Genomic DNA, 14,423 nt, shown 5'->3' with positions numbered 1-14,423 from the left:
TTACGGTACCATTTAATAAGGATAGATATAAGTCACTTCACCTGGTGTAACCCCATCATAAGGATTAAACCAGCCTCTATAATTGTCAATCCATTGTTGACCATTAAAGTTTGCCTCTAATACTTGAATGCTTGTTTCACTTTGAACATCAATAACATAGGCCACATGACCATAGCCACCATCTGTCCAGCAAATGATAGAGCCAACCATTGGTGTTGTACCAATCTGGTAACCTAACCAAGAAGCTGTACCAGCCCAGTCACCACCATTTCCCCACCATTCACCAACCCAAGGTGCTAATTGTTGAACACCCCAAGTACATTGACCAATCGGATAACTACCAGTATATTCTTCATTGTCTTCATCAACTGCCACAACTGCAGGTGTTGGATTTGCTACTGTCAATACTTGGCCAGGGAGAATGAGACTTGAAACATCAAGATTATTCATCGCTGCCAATTCATACATATCCATACCATATTGCTGTGCAATACTATAGAAAGAATCACCACTTTGAATGACATGCTCATCTGCCATAGCTACTTGACTGGTTAAAAGAGTCGTTGCTGACACTGCACCAAACAGCATTAATTGTTGTAACCATAATTTTGATGTTTGTCTGACTTTTCTCATTTCTTTCTCCTTATAAACTTGACTTTATACTCATCATAAGCTATTAGTATGTCAAACTATTTAAAATCAAATAACAGTTATAAAGAAAATCGTTAACAAAAAAAGACAAGTCCAATAAGAAAGACTGCCTTTTAAATAAAATTTAATATAATTCAAGATAGTTATCAATTTCCCACTGCGATACGTAAGAAGCATAGCTAGCCCATTCAATACGCTTAGCATCATAAAAATTAGTATAGATATGATCTCCAAGTGCTTCTCTAACAACTGTTGATTTTTTCAAGGCTTTTAAAGCATTATGAAGGGTTGAAGGAAGATCGATAATACCTGCTTTCTTACGTTCTTCAGCCGTCATAGCATAAATATTAGTCTCAATTGGTTTTGGTGCTTCTATTTTATTAACAATACCATCTAAACCAGAAGCCAATAAAACAGCCATGGCTAAATAAGGGTTTGCTGTTGGGTCAACTGAACGTAGTTCCAAACGGGTGCTAGCCCCTCTTGAAGCCGGAACACGGATTAAAGGAGAACGATTACGACCAGCCCAAGCGATATAAACAGGAGCTTCATAGCCTGGTACTAAACGCTTATAAGAATTAACGGTTGGATTTGTAATCGCCGTATAGCTATAAGCATGTGTCATTAAACCGCCAAGGAAATGATAAGCTGTTTTTGACAGTTGCATGCCTCTTTTATCGTCCTCATCGAAAAAGGCATTTCCTTCTTCAGTAAACAATGACATGTTACAATGCATACCAGAACCCGCTATTCCAAATTTAGGTTTAGCCATAAATGTAGCATACATACCATGCTTTCTGGCAATCGTTTTAACAACAAGCTTAAATAACTGAATATTATCACAAGCTGCCAAAACATCGGCATATTTAAAATCAATTTCGTGCTGACCAACAGCACACTCATGATGACTCGCTTCCACTTCAAATCCCATTTCTGTTAGAACACGTACAATTTCACGACGCGTGTTGTCAGCTAAGTCTGTAGGAGCAAGATCGAAATAGCCACCATGGTCATTCGCTTCTAAAGTAGGTTTACCGTTCTCATCCATTTTGAAAAGGAAAAATTCTGGTTCTGGACCAAGGTTAAAGGACTTGAAGCCCAGTTCTTCCATTCGCTTAATATTACGTTTTAAATTGCCTCTTGGGTCACCAGCAAAAGGTTGACCTTCAGCAGTATAAACATCACAAATGAGGCCACCAACTGCGCCATTTTCATCTCCCCATGGAAAGACTGTCCATGTTGATAGATCAGGATAAAGGTACATATCAGATTCATTAATCCGAACAAAACCTTCAATAGAAGATCCATCAAACATTGCTTTATTAGATAGTACTTTATCTAATTGTTCTTTTGTTGCTGGTATTTCAACATTTTTCATGGTTCCCAAAATATCAGTAAACATGAGACGTAAAAATGTCACATTTTTTTCTTCAATCTCACGGCGAATGGTTTTTTCTGTAATTGTCATCATATCTCCTTTTTAATTATAAGAGGCTAAGGTCATTAATAGCAGTTGAAGGGTTAGAAAAACCGCTTTGTTTAGTAAATTCATCATGTAAAATGCGTCGAACTTCTGCATCAGAAAGTGATTTATCTTCTATAAACCGACTTTCATCACGATGCTCGTATTGTTTTTTAATGTCAGCAATCAACATGCCTTCATTGATAAAATCTTTAATTTCTAACAACAAATCCATATCATTGAGTGAATAGAGTCTTCTATTTCCCGTTGATCTTTCTGGTTTGATTAGACCCTGATCTTCATAATAGCGAATTTGTCGTGCTGTTAAATCAGTTAACTTCATAACAGCTCCCATCGGAAAAACAGCTAAGGAACGCCTTAATTCTTTTTCTCTCATGCCGATTCCCCCTTTCTTCTTGTTCATTATATAAGGAAAAAAAATAAAAGTCAACTATTCATGTCATAAAATATAACATAAATAACCAACTTCTATTTTCTAGTTAAATACTGACGTAACTTGTCAACATCGCTATTAATAATAATAGCAATAAAAACACCAACGAAGGTTTCAAAAACTCTAGCAAAGACATAGATAATCGTATCCCCTGAAGGCACAGATAAAGTGATAATCAAAAGTGCTGCTGTTGCACCAATAATACCTGATTTATTATTAATAGCAACATTTAAAACAATGGTTAGCATGGTTAGGATAGGAACAAGAAATAAAGTGACCAAAAAAGAACTGTGAAAGAAGCCATCAACTAAATAGAAAATGAGAGCTAAAAACCCTCCTATACTGTTTCCGATAATACGAGACCAACCAAATGATAAACTTTTATCAAAATCTTCTCTGAGACTAAACACAGTTGTTAAAGCAGCAATCTGAGTCCCTTCCCAGCCTAGAAAATGAAAAAGTAATAAAACAGTAAAGACCGACAAACCTGTCTTTGCCGTTCGCATGCCTATTTTCATCTCTTGTCGATTAAATCTATACTTCATTATATCCACCTTATTTTTGGTATCAAGCACTTAAATTCTAAGATAATCTCATTTGTTTGTCAAGGTATTACTTTTCCTATAAGAAGAACAAATGAAAAACAGCAGACACAAAATCTGCTGTTTGATAGAGATTACATCTTATTTTTCAGTTAATGCTGAAAGACCTGGTAATTCTTTTCCTTCAAGGAGTTCCATTGAAGCACCACCACCAGTTGAAATCCATGAGAACTTGTCAGCACGACCAAGATTGATAGCTGCCGCTGCAGAATCTCCGCCACCAATGATTGATTTGACACCAGGTTGTTTCACGATGGCATCCATAACACCAATTGTTCCAGCTTGGAAATCAGGGTTTTCAAAGACGCCCATAGGACCATTCCAGACAACTGTTTTAGCACCAGTCAAAGCTTCTTCAAATTGAGCAATTGATTTTGGTCCAATGTCCAGTCCAAGGAAACCTTCTGAAACTGCTTCCCCTTCAGTATCACGAACTTCAGTATAATCAGCAAAAGCATTGGCTTCTTTTGAGTCAACTGGTAAGATTAATTTACCATTAGCTTTTTCAAGAAGCGCTTTAGCAATAGCTAATTTATCTTCTTCGACTAATGAATTACCAATCTCAATACCTTGAGCTTTGTAGAAAGTATAAGTCATTCCACCACCGATAAGGACCTTGTCAGCCTTATCTAGGAGATTTTCGATAACACCAATCTTATCAGATACTTTTGAGCCACCTAAAATAGCAACAAAAGGACGCTCAGGTGTTTCAACTGCTTCTTTAATATAGGCAATTTCATTTTCTAATAGGAATCCTGCAACAGCTTTGTCAACGTTAGCAGAAATACCAACGTTTGAAGCATGGGCACGGTGAGCTGTACCAAAGGCATCATTAACAAAGATATCATCACCAAGACTTGCCCAGTATTTACCAAGTTCAGGGTCATTTTTTGATTCTTTTTTACCATCAACATCTTCAAAACGAGTGTTTTCAACAAGAAGCACATCACCGTCTTTTAATTCAGCAATAGCTGCTTCTAATTTTTCACCACGAGTTACACCAGGAAAGACAACATCTTTTCCTAATTTCTTACCAAGATCAAGAGCTACTGGAGCAAGTGATTTGCCTTCTTTATCTGCTTCTTCTTTCACACGACCTAAGTGAGAGAATAAAATCGCACGACCACCATTTTCAACAATATATTTGATAGTAGGAAGTGCAGCAGAAATACGATTATCATTGGTAATAACACCGTCTTTTAAAGGAACATTAAAGTCAACACGAACGAGAACTTTTTTACCTTTTAAATCAACATCTTTAACAGTTAGTTTAGCCATTTCATTAAGACTCCTTATTTTTTAATAAGATAATTATATCACAAATTCATTAAAAGCGATATAAAAAGTAAAGATAGCAAGGATTTTCTGATTTTTTTCAGCAAAAAAGAGATGCTTTATGCATCTCTCTTATTTAAGCTTATTTAGACAATTTTGCAAAGTACTCAAGAGTACGAACAAGTTGTGCAGTGTAAGACATTTCATTGTCGTACCATGAAACTGTTTTAACTAATTGTTGTCCATCAGCAGACTCAGTTACTTCAGTTTGAGTAGCATCAAACAATGAACCATAAGTCATACCAATGATATCTGATGAAACAATTTCATCTTCAGTGTAGCCATAACTTTCGTTTGCTACAGCTTCCATTGCTTTGTTTACTTCTTCAACAGTTACTTTTTTATCTAAGATTGTAACAAGTTCTGTTAATGAACCAACTGGTACAGGAACACGTTGTGCATGTCCTTGAAGTTTACCATTTAATTCTGGGATAACTAAACCAATAGCTTTAGCAGCACCTGTTGAGTTAGGTACAATGTTTTCAGCAGCTGCACGTGCACGACGGAAGTCACCTTTACGGTGTGGACCATCAAGAGTCATTTGGTCACCAGTGTAAGCATGGATTGTTGTCATAGTACCAACTTTAACACCAAAAGCGTCATTCAAAGCTGCTGCCATTGGTGCTAAACAGTTTGTAGTACATGAAGCACCAGAAATAACTGTTTCACTACCATCTAAAACATCATGGTTTGTGTTAAATACGATTGTTTTAACATCGTTTCCACCAGGAGCTGTGATAACAACTTTTTTAGCACCATTTTCATGCAAATGTTTTTCAGCGCCAGCTTTGCTTGCAAAGAATCCAGTTGCTTCAAGAACGATTTCAACACCATCGTTAGCCCAATCAATGTTTTCTGGATTGCTTTCAGCAGAAACTTTTACAAATTTTCCGTTAACTGTAAAGCCATCTTCTTTAACTTCAACGTCACCATCAAAACGACCTTGAGTTGTGTCATATTTTAATAGATGAGCAAGCATTTTAGGGTCAGTAAGGTCGTTAATACGAGCTACTTCAATACCTTCTACATTTTGAATACGACGAAATGCAAGACGTCCGATACGTCCAAATCCGTTAATACCAACTTTAACTACCATTAAAGATTTCCTCCTTATGAAAATCAAATTATTATTTTAGAGAACAATTTTCTCTAATTTGTGAAAAGATTAACTTGTGTTCCTACACAAATACCTTTCGACTATTTATTATATACTTATTTGGTAAAAAATGCAACTAATTAAAATCTAGATCGTTTGATAGATTCATCTATGACAGTGTCGGAAAAAGCAGTATTAACAAGTATCTGGACGTTTTTAACATTGATGAAAAGTTGATTTTTTATGTTATGATAATCTTTTTATAATGAATTGAAATCATTTATCTTTAATCATTCCATCAATAATATCAATCTCATAAATAGAATGCTTGCTACCTTCACTAACCACTAAAGCAATGGCTTTTGCAACTGTTTCCACTGAAAGTGGTCTGCTTGACCATGAAGGACTATTTTTATCAAGTTTTTTTAAGATTTTTTCAGCCAATTTAACTGTGCTTGGTTTTAAAGGACCATACATTAATCCTGGACGGAAAATGGTAGTTTCAAATGATTGTTGCGTCAAATAATTTTCTGACTCTCTCTTAGCTTTGAGATAGTCTTTTGGATTGTTTTCATTAGATAAATCAACCGAAACATAGATAAAGCGAGAAACATCACTTTTAGCGACCTCATCAGCAATAGCTTTTGCTGATTGATAGATGACACGATCAAAAGTGATTCCTTTTTCAGGATCTTCAGCATAAATACCTACTAAATCAATTACCACATCAACATCTTCTAATAGGTGTTGCCACTCTTTACTATTATATAAGTCTGCTTCTACCCAGTTAACTTGAGAGTTAAAACGCTCTGTATTATCAGGATCAACAGCTCTTGTTACAGCTGTTACTTTGATATCTTTTTTTAATAATTCTTTTACCACTGATTGTCCTAAAAAGCCACTAGCACCAAAAATTAAACTATGTGTCATAGGAAAATCCTCCTTTAACTTTTATTATAGAGGCATTATATTCCTTTTTTTATCGCTTGTCATAAAAAATGCTCTCACTCTCATCAGTCTCTTAGCAATCTCTATGATGTCTTTTATCTGAGTCTTTAATCCTATATCAAAAAAAGGTTTACCGAAGTAAACCTTTTAGTGAATGCTATTAAGCATTGCCACCATTTTTCTTAATAATTTCTTCTTGAACTGATTTAGGCACATCTTCATAGTGGTCAAATACCATCATGAATGTTCCACGTCCTTGAGTTGCAGAACGAAGGATAGTTGCATATCCAAACATCTCAGCAAGTGGGACATAAGCACGAACAATTTGGCTTGTTCCATGTGCTTCCATACCATCAACACGTCCACGACGAGCTGTCACGTGTCCCATAACATCCCCAAGATTTTCTTCTGGAGCTGTAATAGTTACTAACATCATTGGCTCAAGAATAACTGGTTGAGCTGACTTAGCTGCTTCTCTTAAAGCAAGTGATGCTGCAATCTTGAAGGCTGTTTCAGATGAGTCGACATCATGGTAAGAACCGTCATAAAGTTTTGCTTTAACGTCAACCATAGGGTAACCAGCAAGAACACCGTTAGCCATAGATTCAATCAATCCTTTTTCAACGGCAGGAACAAATTCACGAGGAACCACACCACCGACGATAGCATTTTCAAATTCGAAGCCTTTACCTTCTTCATTTGGTGTAAATTCAATCCAAACATCACCGAATTGTCCTTTACCACCAGATTGGCGTTTGAAGAATCCACGTGCTTGCGTTGAAGCACGGAATGTTTCACGATATGATACTTGAGGAGCACCAACGTTAGCTTCTACTTTGAATTCACGACGCATACGGTCAACAAGGACATCCAAGTGAAGTTCTCCCATACCAGAGATAACAGTTTCACCTGTTTCAGGGTTAGTTTCAACACGGAAAGTTGGATCTTCTTCTGCTAATTTTTGAAGGGCAATACCCATCTTATCTTGGTCAGCTTTAGACTTAGGTTCAACCATCAATTGGATAACTGGTTCTGGTACTTCAATAGACTCAAGAATAACTTTTGCTTTTTCATCTGTTAATGAATCACCTGTTGTTGTGTCTTTAAGACCAACTGCAGCAGCGATATCACCAGCGTAAACTGTTTCAATTTCTTGACGGCTGTTCGCATGCATTTGAAGGATACGACCAATACGTTCGCGTTTACCTTTAGTTGTATTCATAACATATGAACCACTGTTAAGGACACCTGAATACACACGGAAGAATGATAAACGTCCAACAAATGGGTCTGTCATGATCTTGAAGGCAAGTGCAGCAAATGGTGCGTCATCTGAAGCTGGACGAGTTGTTTCTTCTTCAGTATCAGGATCAATCCCTTTAATGGCAGGAATATCAACTGGACTTGGAAGGTAATCAATAACCGCATCAAGCATCAATTGAACACCTTTGTTTTTGAAGGCTGAACCACAAAGTACTGGGTAAAATTCAACATTGATTGTTGCTTTACGGATACCAGCTTTTAATTCAGCTTCAGTGATTTCTTCACCTTCAAGGTATTTCATGGTTAAGTCTTCATCAGTTTCAGCAACCGCTTCAACTAATTTTTCACGCCATTCTTGTGCTAATTCAAGATATTCTTCTGGAATTTCTTCTTCACGAATATCAGTTCCCAAGTCATTAGTGTAAATCTCAGCCTTCATCGTAACAAGGTCGATAATACCAACAAAGTCATCTTCTGCACCAATAGGTAATTGAATTGGGTGAGCATTAGCTTGTAAACGATCATGGAGTGTACTTACTGAGTAAAGGAAGTCAGCTCCCACTTTATCCATTTTGTTAGCAAATACAATACGAGGAACTTTATATTCAGTTGCTTGACGCCAAACTGTTTCTGTTTGAGGTTCTACACCTGATTGTGAGTCAAGAACGGTTACCGCACCGTCAAGAACACGAAGAGAACGTTGCACTTCAATGGTGAAGTCCACGTGTCCTGGTGTGTCGATAATGTTAACACGGTGGTTTTTCCATTGAGCAGTTGTTGCCGCAGAAGTGATTGTGATTCCACGCTCTTGCTCTTGTTCCATCCAGTCCATTTGTGAGGCACCTTCATGAGTTTCACCGATTTTATGGATTTTACCAGTGTAGTAAAGGATACGCTCTGTTGTTGTTGTTTTACCAGCATCAACGTGAGCCATGATACCGATATTACGTGTTTTTTCTAATGAAAATTCGCGAGCCATTAATTTAGTCTCCTATTTTATTTTTTTCTATTCTTATTATATCATTATTTAGAAAAGACGGATAGGCAGGACCTACCCGTTTTTTAGTCTTAATGGATATATGGTGATATGCCAGCTAAGATTACCAACGGAAGTGAGCGAATGCACGGTTTGCTTCAGCCATTTTGTGAGTGTCTTCACGTTTTTTAACTGAGGCACCAGTGTTATTTGCTGCATCCATAATTTCTTTAGCAAGACGATCTTGCATAGTGTGTTCACCACGTAAACGTGATGCATTAACTAACCAACGAAGACCTAATGTTGTACGACGTTCTGGACGTACTTCAACAGGTACTTGGTAGTTAGAACCACCAACACGACGTGCACGTACTTCAAGTACAGGCATAATATTTTCCATAGCTGTTTCAAATACTTCATTAGCATCTGTTCCAGTTGCTTCTTTAATTTGATCAAATGCACCATAAACAATATTTGAAGCTGTTCCACGTTTTCCATCAAGCATGACGCGGTTGATAAGACGTGTTACAAGTTTTGAGTGGTACAATGGATCTGGTAATACTTCGCGCTTAGGCGCTTGGTTTTTACGACTCATTTCTTATTCTCCCTTCTTAGCCTTTTGGACGCTTAGTACCGTATTTAGAACGGCCTTGTTTACGATCAGTAACACCTGCAGTATCAAGTGCTCCACGAACGATATGGTAACGTACCCCTGGAAGGTCTTTTACACGTCCACCACGAATAAGCACAACACTGTGTTCTTGTAAGTTGTGACCGATTCCTGGAATATATGCAGTTACTTCGATAAGGTTACTTAAACGTACACGAGCAAATTTACGAAGAGCTGAGTTAGGTTTTTTTGGTGTCATTGTTCCAACACGAGTTGCAACACCACGTTTTTGAGGTGATGACAATTTGGTTTGAACTTTTTTATGACTATTATAACCAATGTTCAAAGCTGGTGAGTCAGATTTTTCTACTTTAGATTTACGTGGTTTACGTACCAACTGATTAATTGTAGGCATCTACATTCTCCTGTATTTTTTTATTTTTGGTTGATTAAGCGATTGGTGACATCCTTAATCTTGGTGTACTTTTGCAACATTTGTCAGCACGTCTCTGTACACTTTTGAGAGACCAAAAGTAAAAAGTACCGTCTTATATGGTAACACAAGAATAGCTATTTTGTCAATGATTTTATAAAGAAAAAGGATTCCCAAAGGAAATCCTTTTAGTTATTAAATAGATTACCCAATTCCACATCTATTATCTGATTGTCAATATCAATTTTAGAAATGTGCAAGAGAGATTTGTAATCAAATTGGTAGTGCTTTTGTTGATTATTATCTGCAAAGACGGCCACGCCAACCAAAGTACTTTCAAACTCTTTTAGTAGACTAATCATTCCAGAGATGGTCCCACCACCCTTTAAAAAGTCATCAACGATTAATACTTTACTGTTTGGTTTTAAACTCCGTTTTGAAAGAAACATTTTTTCAATACGATCACTTGACCCACTCGCATAGTTGACACTCACCGTAGAACCTTCAGTAATTTTTAAATCGCGTCTAACAATGACAAATGGTACATTTAAAACATTAGCAACAGCATTTGCTAAAGGAACACCTTTGGTTGCTACTGTCATTACCACATCTATCTTTTCTTCTTTAAACGCATCAGCAATGATACGTCCAATGTTTCTTAGAATTTCAGGTGTGCTTAGTAAATCCGATAAGTAAATATAACCACCCGGAAGGATACGATCACTATTTGAAAGACTAGTCGATAATTCTTCAGTGATTAAACGCGCTTCTTTTTCTGAAATAGTTGGTGTGAAAATAACACCACCGTTAGCACCGGTAATGGTATCGATCTTACCAATAGCACTTTCTTCAAAGGCTTTTTTAATGATAGCAATATCTTCAGAAATGGATGACTTGGCAGATTCGTATTTCTCAGAAAAAGTACTCAAACTCGTTATCTTATAAGGATTATTAATTAAGTAGTTAGAAATAACTACCATGCGTTCACTACGACGTAACTTCATCTTTTCAACCTCAAGTGTTTATTTGTTATATTATATCATAGGATTAAGAAAAAACGAACCTTTTCTCTAAAAAAAGGCTCATTTTTCGTGATTTATGATTCAAAACGAGGTTTATAGAAGGAACGATTGTCCATGGCGAAGATTTTATTGGTCATCTCACCAGGTCCCACACTTTTTAGAGCGGTTGTCATCATCATCATTTCTGCATCGATATTATCAATAAAGTGAAGGATTTCAGCTTCCATAATTTTTGGACGAACAGGGCTACCGTATTCTAATTGTCCGTGATGACTTAAAATAAGATGTCTTAAAACGGTAACCTCTTCTTTACTATCATCAATCCCTAATTCATTAATGACTTTTGTGATTTCCTCATCAATAAGAGCGATATGACCGATAAGGTTCCCTCTTATGGTGTATTGCGTATTTTCTGAACCGGTTAACTCGATGACTTTTGCTAAGTCGTGTAGCATAACACCTGCAAAGAGTAAGCTTTTATTAAGTGCTGGGTAAATATCGCCAATCGCATCTGCTAAACGAACCATAGTTGCTGTGTGATAGGCAAGACCGGACTCAAAAGCATGATGATTGGTTTTTGCTGCTGGAAAAGTGAAAAATTCCTTATCAAATTTACGATAAAGAGCACGAACAATCCTTTGCCAAGTCGCATTTTCAATCTTGAACATCATCTGTTCTAAATAATCCTTAACATCTTCTAGATCAATATCTGATTTTGGTTTGAAGTCACTTGGATTATTTGGTTCCCCGTGACGGACATTTCTAAGGGTAATTTGATTAACTTGAGGTGAACCGTTATAAACTTCACGGCGTCCAGTCATGTGGACAACCTTTCCTGCAACAAACTCATCAACATTATAGGGTTGAGCGTCCCAAAGATTACCATTAATTTCACCCGTATCATCTTGAAAAGTCATAGCGATAAAGTCTTTACCTGCACGGGTTTTTCGAAGTTCTGCTGATTTAATCAAGTAAAAGCCTTCAAATAACTCATCTTTTTTCATCTGATTAATTTTCATTGTCTTCCTCATTTTCTAAGAACGGCGTTTGGAGAAGTGATCGTGTGTAATCATCTTCATAGAGTTCAATATTTCTAAGCGCACGGTCAATCGCATGACTTCTTGTGGTTAATAATTTATCAATATTATTGCTAGCTTGGTTCAATTGTTTTTGAGCTGTCTGTAAGAGACCACCAAATTTACCAAATTCAGATTTGACGTTGCCCAAAACCTTACTAATATCATCGGCATTTTTTTGAATGTTGAGCGTTTTAAAGCCAACAGACAGTGAATTTAAAATGGCTGATAAGGTTGATGGACCTGCCACGACAATATTTTCGTCTCTTCTTAAACTATCAAAAAAGCTGGCATGACGCACCACTTCTGAGTAGAGGCCCTCAGTTGGTAAAAACATAATAGCAAAATTGGTTGTTTGTGGTGGATTAAGGTATTTTTGTTTAATATCCTTGGCAAAACGTTTGATACTCATCAAAAGTGATTTTCTATAACGCTCTATGAGTTCTTTGTCTCCTGATTCGTAGGCATCTTCAAGACGATAATAATCTTCTAGAGGGAACTTTGAGTCAACAGGCAGATAGACATATTCTCCTTGCTGATTACCCGGCAGTTTGATAGCATACTCAACGCGGTCATTAGAGCCTTTAACGGTCGAAAATTCTCTTTCATATTGATTTTCTGTCATGATATCTTCAATGATTTGACCTAGTTGCAGTTCTCCTAAAATACCTCTTGTTTTGGTATTAGATAAGACTTTATTGAGAGTGCCGACATCACGCGCCACCGTCTTCATTTCTCCTAACCCTTTATTAACACTTTCAAGTTGTCTAGAAACAGACTCAAATGACGTTTTAAGGCGACTATGTAAAGTTTTTTCTAATTTTTCTTCCACAGTTTGTCGCATCTCTTCCAAACGTTTTTCGTTGGATGTTTGCATGTCTTTTACAGATTGACCAAGAGATAACGTGATTTGTTCTAAACGTTTATCTGAACTATCTCGATTGGCTGTTAGATTTTGGTGAAGAACATCTCGCATCTCATTTAATTGCTGGTACAAATCCGTCTGTAAGTGATTGAGTTGTGCTTGATGGTCAATCAATTGATTTTTATTGGTCATCTCCATCTGATAGGACAACTGCTCAGAAAAGTGTTCAAGTTGCTGATTAACTGTTTTTGTCAACTGTTTTTCCAACTGGCTAATCTTGAGATAGCTTAACAGAATAACAATTAGACTTAAAAAAATCAGAACGATACTAATGATTAGCATACTAACTCCTATCTTTAGACTGAATCACAATAGCATAGCCTGATGAGACATCAATTGTAATCGGTTGATTGATAAATTCATTACTGGTGTAAATTTGTTTTTTAAAAAAAGTTTGCTTGGTTAATTCGTATTTTGCCCCTGTAATCGTGAGCTCGCTATCGTCATTTGTCATAAATGAGACATAAGTCATATTAGGAATTTTTTCAACAAGATGCTCACCCTTGGGATAAAAACGGATATTGTTTTGGGCATCACATAGAGTGATTTGCGTCATTAAAGGATAAAGATCAGGATCACTTGGTAAAAATAGATTACTCATCTCATGGTCAATCCGACCACCAAGAGCACCAAAAACGGTCACATGAGCCTTGGGATAGGTTTTGAAAATGATTTTCAAAGCCATTTCTGTATCGGTATCATTTTTTTCTGGTTTAGCAAGATAAAGTTTTTGAGCTTGCTTTTTAATGCGCTCAAACTCTGTCTCACTGACAGAATCAAAGTCTCCAATTGCCATGTTCAAAGGAAGGTTTTGTTCCAGTAGAAACAAACTGCCACGGTCAACACCAACATAGAAATCAAAGTTCCCTTGCCAGGTATCAAGAACTCCTCCTGTAAATAAAGCAATATTAATCATTTAAAGCCTCACGTAAAGCTGCAACACGTGCCTTGAAATCATCTTTAAAAAGATAAGAACCTGCAACGAAAACATTAGCACCAGCTTTTTTTGCTAACTTAATGGTCTCATGGTCAATACCACCATCCACTTCAATATCAAAGGCTAAACCTTTTGCTTCTCTTAGTGCAGCCACTTTTTCAACCTTACTCATCATTTCAGGAATAAAGGCTTGACCACCAAAACCAGGATTAACGGTCATGACAAGCACTTGATCAACGAGTTCTAAAACTGATTCAACCATCTCAACAGGTGTTCCTGGGTTTATCACGACACCTGCTTTCATGCCAGCTGCTTTAATTTTTTGTAGCGCACCGTGGATATGTGGGGTACTTTCTACATGAATCGTCATCATGTCTGCTCCTGCTTGGGCAAACTCTTCAACGTAACGTTCAGGATTAACAATCATCAAATGACAATCAAAAAATAGTTTGCTATGTTGACGCATGCTTGCGACAACACCTGCTCCAAAGGTGATATTAGGAACGAATTGGCCATCCATGATATCAATATGGACATACTCTACATCAGTTTCTTCAATTCGTCTTAATTCAGAAGCAAAATTAGCATAATCAGCAGATAAGATTGATGGGGCAATTTTATATTTCACGATGG

General features: G+C 36.9%; 15 protein-coding genes. All 15 read right to left on the bottom strand.

The window, feature by feature from the left end:
• Positions 1-12: 12 nt before the first annotated feature.
• The 15 genes from JHK64_RS04970 to rpe all read right to left on the bottom strand — a co-directional run bounded on the left by JHK64_RS04970 (position 13) and on the right by rpe (position 14,421).
• Positions 13-633 carry a CHAP domain-containing protein gene (locus JHK64_RS04970; RefSeq protein WP_199567897.1) on the bottom strand — a complete coding sequence of 207 codons (621 nt, stop codon included), beginning with the start codon at positions 631-633 and terminating at the stop codon, positions 13-15.
• A 142-nt stretch (positions 634-775) separates the two neighbouring features.
• Positions 776-2,119 carry a type I glutamate--ammonia ligase gene (glnA, locus tag JHK64_RS04965; RefSeq protein ID WP_199567896.1) on the bottom strand — a complete coding sequence of 448 codons (1,344 nt, stop codon included), beginning with the start codon at positions 2,117-2,119 and terminating at the stop codon, positions 776-778.
• A gap of 16 nt (positions 2,120-2,135) precedes the next feature.
• Positions 2,136-2,510, bottom strand: coding sequence for a MerR family transcriptional regulator (locus JHK64_RS04960; protein ID WP_199567895.1), 375 nt, complete (start codon positions 2,508-2,510; stop codon positions 2,136-2,138).
• Between the two features lie 92 nt (positions 2,511-2,602).
• Entirely contained in the window at positions 2,603-3,112 is a 510-nt protein-coding gene (locus tag JHK64_RS04955) for an FUSC family protein (RefSeq protein ID WP_199567894.1), read from the bottom strand.
• A gap of 138 nt (positions 3,113-3,250) precedes the next feature.
• Positions 3,251-4,447 carry a phosphoglycerate kinase gene (locus JHK64_RS04950; protein WP_199567893.1) on the bottom strand — a complete coding sequence of 399 codons (1,197 nt, stop codon included), beginning with the start codon at positions 4,445-4,447 and terminating at the stop codon, positions 3,251-3,253.
• A gap of 139 nt (positions 4,448-4,586) precedes the next feature.
• The gene (gene gap, locus JHK64_RS04945) at positions 4,587-5,600 is read right to left on the bottom strand and encodes a type I glyceraldehyde-3-phosphate dehydrogenase (protein WP_199567892.1); all 1,014 of its coding nucleotides are present in this window, start codon (positions 5,598-5,600) and stop codon (positions 4,587-4,589) included.
• Positions 5,601-5,876: 276 nt separating this feature from the next.
• Positions 5,877-6,530: an SDR family oxidoreductase gene (locus JHK64_RS04940; RefSeq protein WP_199567891.1), complete on the bottom strand. Its 654-nt coding sequence runs from the start codon at positions 6,528-6,530 to the stop codon at positions 5,877-5,879.
• A 178-nt stretch (positions 6,531-6,708) separates the two neighbouring features.
• On the bottom strand, positions 6,709-8,790 hold the full coding sequence (gene fusA / locus JHK64_RS04935) for an elongation factor G (RefSeq protein ID WP_199567890.1): 2,082 nt from the start codon (positions 8,788-8,790) through the stop codon (positions 6,709-6,711).
• Between the two features lie 121 nt (positions 8,791-8,911).
• Entirely contained in the window at positions 8,912-9,382 is a 471-nt protein-coding gene (gene rpsG / locus JHK64_RS04930) for a 30S ribosomal protein S7 (protein WP_199567889.1), read from the bottom strand.
• Positions 9,383-9,398: 16 nt separating this feature from the next.
• Entirely contained in the window at positions 9,399-9,812 is a 414-nt protein-coding gene (gene rpsL / locus JHK64_RS04925; protein WP_018370315.1) for a 30S ribosomal protein S12, read from the bottom strand.
• Positions 9,813-10,018: 206 nt separating this feature from the next.
• Positions 10,019-10,834, bottom strand: a complete 816-nt coding sequence (gene purR, locus JHK64_RS04920) for a pur operon repressor (RefSeq protein ID WP_199567888.1) — start codon at positions 10,832-10,834, stop codon at positions 10,019-10,021.
• Between the two features lie 92 nt (positions 10,835-10,926).
• On the bottom strand, positions 10,927-11,871 hold the full coding sequence (locus JHK64_RS04915; RefSeq protein ID WP_199567887.1) for a 3'-5' exoribonuclease YhaM family protein: 945 nt from the start codon (positions 11,869-11,871) through the stop codon (positions 10,927-10,929).
• Complete coding sequence (locus JHK64_RS04910) at positions 11,861-13,135, bottom strand: DNA recombination protein RmuC (protein WP_199567886.1); 1,275 nt, start codon at positions 13,133-13,135, stop codon at positions 11,861-11,863. Before JHK64_RS04910 ends, JHK64_RS04915 begins: the two co-directional genes overlap by 11 nt.
• 1 nt (position 13,136) lies before the next feature.
• The gene (locus tag JHK64_RS04905) at positions 13,137-13,769 is read right to left on the bottom strand and encodes a thiamine diphosphokinase (RefSeq protein WP_199567885.1); all 633 of its coding nucleotides are present in this window, start codon (positions 13,767-13,769) and stop codon (positions 13,137-13,139) included.
• A complete protein-coding gene (gene rpe, locus JHK64_RS04900) occupies positions 13,762-14,421 on the bottom strand; it encodes a ribulose-phosphate 3-epimerase (protein WP_199567963.1) in 660 nt (219 codons plus the stop codon). The genes JHK64_RS04905 and rpe overlap by 8 nt, the downstream gene beginning before the upstream one ends.
• Positions 14,422-14,423 lie beyond the last annotated feature (2 nt).

This window comes from Streptococcus zalophi (assembly GCF_016481285.1).
In the GTDB taxonomy this organism is placed as follows: Bacteria; Bacillota; Bacilli; order Lactobacillales; family Streptococcaceae; genus Streptococcus; species Streptococcus zalophi.
This window is presented reverse-complemented; position numbering and strand designations above follow the sequence as displayed.

Bases quoted from the DNA above. Each gene is read 5' to 3' on its own strand.
- rpsL (WP_018370315.1), bottom strand. From the start codon at position 9,812: ATGCCTACAATTAATCAGTTGGTACGTAAACCACGTAAATCTAAAGTA.
- glnA (WP_199567896.1), bottom strand. From the start codon at position 2,119: ATGACAATTACAGAAAAAACCATTCGCCGTGAGATTGAAGAAAAAAAT.
- JHK64_RS04910 (WP_199567886.1), bottom strand. From the start codon at position 13,135: ATGCTAATCATTAGTATCGTTCTGATTTTTTTAAGTCTAATTGTTATT.
- fusA (WP_199567890.1), bottom strand. From the start codon at position 8,790: ATGGCTCGCGAATTTTCATTAGAAAAAACACGTAATATCGGTATCATG.
- JHK64_RS04905 (WP_199567885.1), bottom strand. From the start codon at position 13,769: ATGATTAATATTGCTTTATTTACAGGAGGAGTTCTTGATACCTGGCAA.
- gap (WP_199567892.1), bottom strand. From the start codon at position 5,600: ATGGTAGTTAAAGTTGGTATTAACGGATTTGGACGTATCGGACGTCTT.
- JHK64_RS04940 (WP_199567891.1), bottom strand. From the start codon at position 6,530: ATGACACATAGTTTAATTTTTGGTGCTAGTGGCTTTTTAGGACAATCA.
- JHK64_RS04915 (WP_199567887.1), bottom strand. From the start codon at position 11,871: ATGAAAATTAATCAGATGAAAAAAGATGAGTTATTTGAAGGCTTTTAC.
- JHK64_RS04970 (WP_199567897.1), bottom strand. From the start codon at position 633: ATGAGAAAAGTCAGACAAACATCAAAATTATGGTTACAACAATTAATG.
- JHK64_RS04950 (WP_199567893.1), bottom strand. From the start codon at position 4,447: ATGGCTAAACTAACTGTTAAAGATGTTGATTTAAAAGGTAAAAAAGTT.
- rpsG (WP_199567889.1), bottom strand. From the start codon at position 9,382: ATGAGTCGTAAAAACCAAGCGCCTAAGCGCGAAGTATTACCAGATCCA.
- JHK64_RS04960 (WP_199567895.1), bottom strand. From the start codon at position 2,510: ATGAGAGAAAAAGAATTAAGGCGTTCCTTAGCTGTTTTTCCGATGGGA.
- JHK64_RS04955 (WP_199567894.1), bottom strand. From the start codon at position 3,112: ATGAAGTATAGATTTAATCGACAAGAGATGAAAATAGGCATGCGAACG.
- purR (WP_199567888.1), bottom strand. From the start codon at position 10,834: ATGAAGTTACGTCGTAGTGAACGCATGGTAGTTATTTCTAACTACTTA.